At 40.0% G+C, this 4,549-nt stretch carries 5 protein-coding genes; all 5 read left to right on the forward strand.

The features are described 5' to 3' along the window. Window positions 1–878 (forward strand): murein hydrolase activator EnvC (locus tag Q0F90_RS07460; protein WP_296004406.1); only part of this gene is annotated, 878 nt, incomplete at its 5' end. 1 nt (window position 879) lies between these two features. Then, the gene (locus tag Q0F90_RS07465) at window positions 880–2,019 is read left to right on the forward strand and encodes a S41 family peptidase (protein WP_296004407.1); all 1,140 of its coding nucleotides are present in this window, start codon (window positions 880–882) and stop codon (window positions 2,017–2,019) included. A gap of 17 nt (window positions 2,020–2,036) precedes the next feature. Continuing rightward, window positions 2,037–3,308 (forward strand): GTPase ObgE, encoded by a 1,272-nt coding sequence (gene obgE, locus Q0F90_RS07470; RefSeq protein ID WP_105081105.1) that lies wholly within the window; start codon window positions 2,037–2,039, stop codon window positions 3,306–3,308. An 8-nt stretch (window positions 3,309–3,316) separates the two neighbouring features. Then, window positions 3,317–3,601 (forward strand): ribosome assembly RNA-binding protein YhbY, encoded by a 285-nt coding sequence (yhbY, locus tag Q0F90_RS07475; protein ID WP_054747195.1) that lies wholly within the window; start codon window positions 3,317–3,319, stop codon window positions 3,599–3,601. Window positions 3,602–3,664: 63 nt separating this feature from the next. Further along, on the forward strand, window positions 3,665–4,549 hold an 885-nt coding region (gene proB, locus Q0F90_RS07480), incomplete at its 3' end, for a glutamate 5-kinase (RefSeq protein WP_296004408.1).

Below are 4,549 nucleotides of genomic sequence, written 5' to 3' on the forward strand. Positions count from 1 at the left end.
TAGAAGGCCGTGAAGCTGTTTTCTATAAACGTGTACGTGATATTTATATCAATGGTCGTTTAAGCTATTTAGATGTGGTTATTGGTTCAAAAGACTTTAAAGACTTTGCCAATCGCCTAGAAATCTTAAAGCGTATCATTGATTCTGATATTAAATTAATTGATGAAATCAAAAAAGAGCGAGCTGAAATAGCAGCTCGTAAGCAAGCCCTTGAACAATCTCGTGCTAAATTAGTAGAGCTTGAAAAAGCGGCAGTAGCTAAACAAGCTGAAATTGAACAGAAGAAACAAGAGCGTGAAGTTGTTCTACAAAAAGCACAAAATGATCGTGCTGTAGCAATGCAAGCTGTAGAAGAATTAAACGCATCATCTGCTCAAATTACGGCTCTCTTAAAAGCTCGTCAAGCAGAACGTGCGGCAGCACGTGCAGCTGCAGAAGCAGCAGCCGCAGCGGCGGCTCAACAAGCTGCACCAAGTTATGCTTGGGTACAAGGTAGTGGTCAACTTGGTTGGCCTGTTAGCGGTGAAATTACTTCACCATACGGCTATCGTACACATCCAATTTGGGGCACTACAATTTACCATTCAGGCATCGATATTGGTGTTGATGAAGGTACACCTGTTCATGCTGCAGATGGTGGTACTGTTGTTTGGTCTGGCTGGATGGGTGGTTATGGTTATGCAGTCGTTATCGATCATGGTAACGGTATGTCTACATTATATGCACATAACTCCGAGCTAGCTGTTTCTGAAGGACAAGATGTGGGTAAAGGGCAGGTTGTAGCCTATGCTGGTAGTACTGGTAACAGTACGGGACCACACGTACATTTTGAAGTTCGTATAAGTGGGGATCCAGTGGATCCTATGGGATATTTATAATATGAAATTTGACACACGTACGGTGTTATGGAGCCTATTAAAATATATAGGCTCTGGCATCGTCATTATGTGGCTTACATTTTGGTACCTTTCTGGTTCATTCTGGGGATTACCAAGATTATTTGTAGCCTACTATGCTGCGAGTCAAGTCTTTATGACACCGACGGCTAAATCTACTCTTTATGATGGTATGCTAAAAGGTTTAATTGACTCTTTGGGAGAACCGCATAGTGTTTACTTAGATGCTGAAGAATATAAGTCCATGAAAATGCAAACATCTGGCACATATGCAGGTGTAGGTATGGTTCTTGGTACTGATGATAAAGGTTTACATGCTGTTAGTGTTATGGAAGACCAACCAGCTTTTAAAGCAGGCATTAAACCAGGGGATCATATCGTTGCTATTGATGGTCAATCTACTAGTGACATCACAGTAGAGGAGGCGTCCTCTAAAATTCGAGGTGAAGCAGGTACTGTTGTAGCTCTTGATATTGAACGCAATGGTGAAAAGTTACATTTTGATATTACTCGAGAATCCATTGTACTTCCTACAGTTAAAAGTAAAATGTTAACTAGTACAGTTGGTTATATTCGCATTAGTCAATTTGCAGAGAATACGGCAGATGATTTTGCCACTCAGTTTAAGGAGCTTCAAGCTCAAGGAATGAAGGCCCTTGTATTAGATTTACGAGATAATCCAGGTGGCTTACTTTCAACTACTGAGAAGATATCCAACTATATTATGCCTCCAGGTACATTAGTAACAGTACAAAATCGGGCTGGTAAAAAGGATGTTTATAAGTCCGATGGTCCTGAAGTATCTATTCCTTTAGTCGTTTTAGTAAACAAAGGCTCTGCTAGTGCATCTGAAATTATAGCAGGCGCCGTTCAAGATCGTAAATTAGGTACTATTGTTGGTACCAATACATATGGCAAAGGTACAGTTCAAACTATATATCCTAGTTTAGATAACGAAGGTATTAAAGTTACCATTGCTAAATACCACACACCAAGTGACCGTGTTATTGACGGAACTGGCATCAAACCTGATGTGGAAATAGATTTACCAAAAGGTGTAAATCCATCTAGTAAATTAGATGATATTCAAATTAAAAAGGCATTAGAGATATTACAACAATAATGCATAGGAGTTAAATTATGTTTATAGATAGAGCGCGCGTCTTTGTTAAGGCCGGTGACGGTGGGGACGGCATGTCCAGCTTCCGTCGTGAGAAATACGTGCCAAATGGCGGTCCTAGTGGCGGCGATGGCGGTAAAGGGGCGGACGTTATTTTTAAAGCGGACAAGAATATTAATACTCTTGTAGACTTTAGATATAAACGTCAGTTTAAGGCACCTGCTGGTGGTAATGGTGAAAGCTCCAACAAGCATGGCCGTGGTTCTGAACCTCTTATCATTCCTGTTCCATTGGGTACAGTAATCAAAGAGGAAGAAACTGGCAAAGTTTTCTGCGACCTCGTTAACGATGGCGATACATTTGTTATTGCTAAAGGCGGTCGTGGCGGTCGTGGTAATGCTCGTTTCCAAACGAGTGCTAACCGTGCACCAACCTTTGCAGAAAAAGGTGAACCAGGTGAAGAATTCTGGTTACAATTAGAGTTGAAAGTATTAGCTGACGTAGGTTTATTAGGTTATCCGTCTGTTGGTAAATCTAGTATTTTGCGTAAAGTATCTAAAGCTCAACCAGAGGTTGCAGCATACCACTTTACTACATTGACACCAGTTCTTGGGGTAGTAACTATTTCTGGGGATCGCAGCTTTGTACTAGCCGATATTCCTGGTCTTATTGAAGGGGCTAGTGAAGGTGTTGGTTTAGGTCATAACTTTTTGCGCCACGTAGAACGTACGAATATTTTAATTCACGTTCTTGATGTATCTGGCATGGAAGGCCGCGACCCTAAAGTTGACTTTGATGCTATCAACGAAGAGTTGCGCAAATATTCTGAAAAATTAGCTAATAAAAAACAAATTGTTGCTCTTAATAAGATCGATATGGTTTTTGACGATACAACAATTCCAGATAATAAAAAATACTTTGAAGATAAGGGCTATGAAGTATTCCTTATCAATGCATTGAGCGGCGAAGGTTTGCCAGAACTTATGGAACGAGCTTACTACTATGTAGAAAACTACGAACCTGAACCTGAAGCGACTGATGATACAGTTGTTTATGAAGCGAAACAAGATGTAGAGTTTGTTATCACTCGTGGTGATGATGCTGCCTTCTACATTACTGGTAAACGTATTGAACGTTTAGTGGCTATGACAAATCTTAGCGATGATCAATCTCTTCGTAGATTCCAACGTATTTGGCGCTTTATGGAGCTCGATGCTAAATTGAAAGAAAAAGGTTGTAAAGACGGTGATGAAGTTGTAATCGGTGATCAACGCTTTACATTCCAAGAGTAGGAGATATAATGACAGGAAAACAAAAACGGTACTTACGTTCCTTAGCTGCTACTATGCCACCAGTTGTACAAATTGGTAAAAACGGCTTAGAAGATAGTGTTATTGATAGCGCTCGTGCAGCGTTGATGGCTCGTGAGTTAATTAAAGTAAAATTACACAATAACAGCCCAGAAGATAAAACTATTTTCGAAGAATTAGCAGATATGCTGGGTGCTGAATTAGTGCAAGTTATTGGCTTTAATGGTGTTTTGTATAAAGCTAAAAAAGAACCAAAAATTATTTTACCTAAATAGTTTTGAAATCATTTCTATCAATCTGTTGTAGTTAAGAAACTTTCAACCTTAGGAGGTTAGTCTATGCGCAGCGCTATCGTCAACGCTAAACGAATTGTAGTCAAAGTTGGTAGCAGTACGCTTTGTTACGCTAATGGTCATTTAAATTTAGAGCGTATTGAAAGATTAGTACGACAATTATCAGATTTGGCTAACCAAGGTAAAGAGGTAATCCTTGTTTCTTCTGGTGCTACAGGGGCAGGCCTTGCTCCATTAGGTTTTAAAGAAAAGCCTAGAGATCTTGTACTTAAGCAAGCTGCAGCAGCCGTAGGTCAAGGTATTCTCATTCATATGTACGAGCGCATGTTCCGTGAATATGGACGCACTGTAGGTCAAATTCTTTTAACAAAAGAGGATAGCACTGGTCGTCATAGTTATCTTAACTTACGTAATACATTACATACCTTATTGCAACTCAACGTTATTCCTATTATTAACGAGAATGACGTAGTTGCCATTGAAGAGTTTAAAATCGGCGACAATGATACTTTATCTGCTACTGTGGCAGGTATTGTAGATGCTGATTTACTCATCATTTTGTCTGACATTGAAGGCTTATATACTGCAAATCCAGCAACTCATCCAGATGCGACTTTGATAGACACAGTTTCTGAAATCACAGATGAAACGTATGCAATTGCAGGTGGTGCAGGTTCTAACATGGGCACTGGTGGTATGTATACTAAAATTAAAGCAGCTCACATGGCGACAAATTCTGGTGTACCTATGGTGATTACATCTGGCGAAGTAGAAGACTCTGTTCGTCGTGTATGTAAGGGCGAACAAATAGGTACTCTCTTTGAAGCACATGATGCAGGTCTGTCAGGTAAACATCATTGGTTAGCCTTTGGCAAGCGATTAAAAGGCTCCATTACTATCGATGATGGTTGTGCTCGTGCTGTTTTAGAT

This window comes from uncultured Veillonella sp. (genome assembly GCF_934190855.1).
Lineage (GTDB): Bacteria > Bacillota > Negativicutes > Veillonellales > Veillonellaceae > Veillonella.

Coding starts and splice junctions, on each gene's coding strand:
- obgE (WP_105081105.1), top strand. CDS start 2,037: ATGTTTATAGATAGAGCGCGCGTCTTTGTTAAGGCCGGTGACGGTGGG.
- Q0F90_RS07465 (WP_296004407.1), top strand. CDS start 880: ATGAAATTTGACACACGTACGGTGTTATGGAGCCTATTAAAATATATA.
- yhbY (WP_054747195.1), top strand. CDS start 3,317: ATGACAGGAAAACAAAAACGGTACTTACGTTCCTTAGCTGCTACTATG.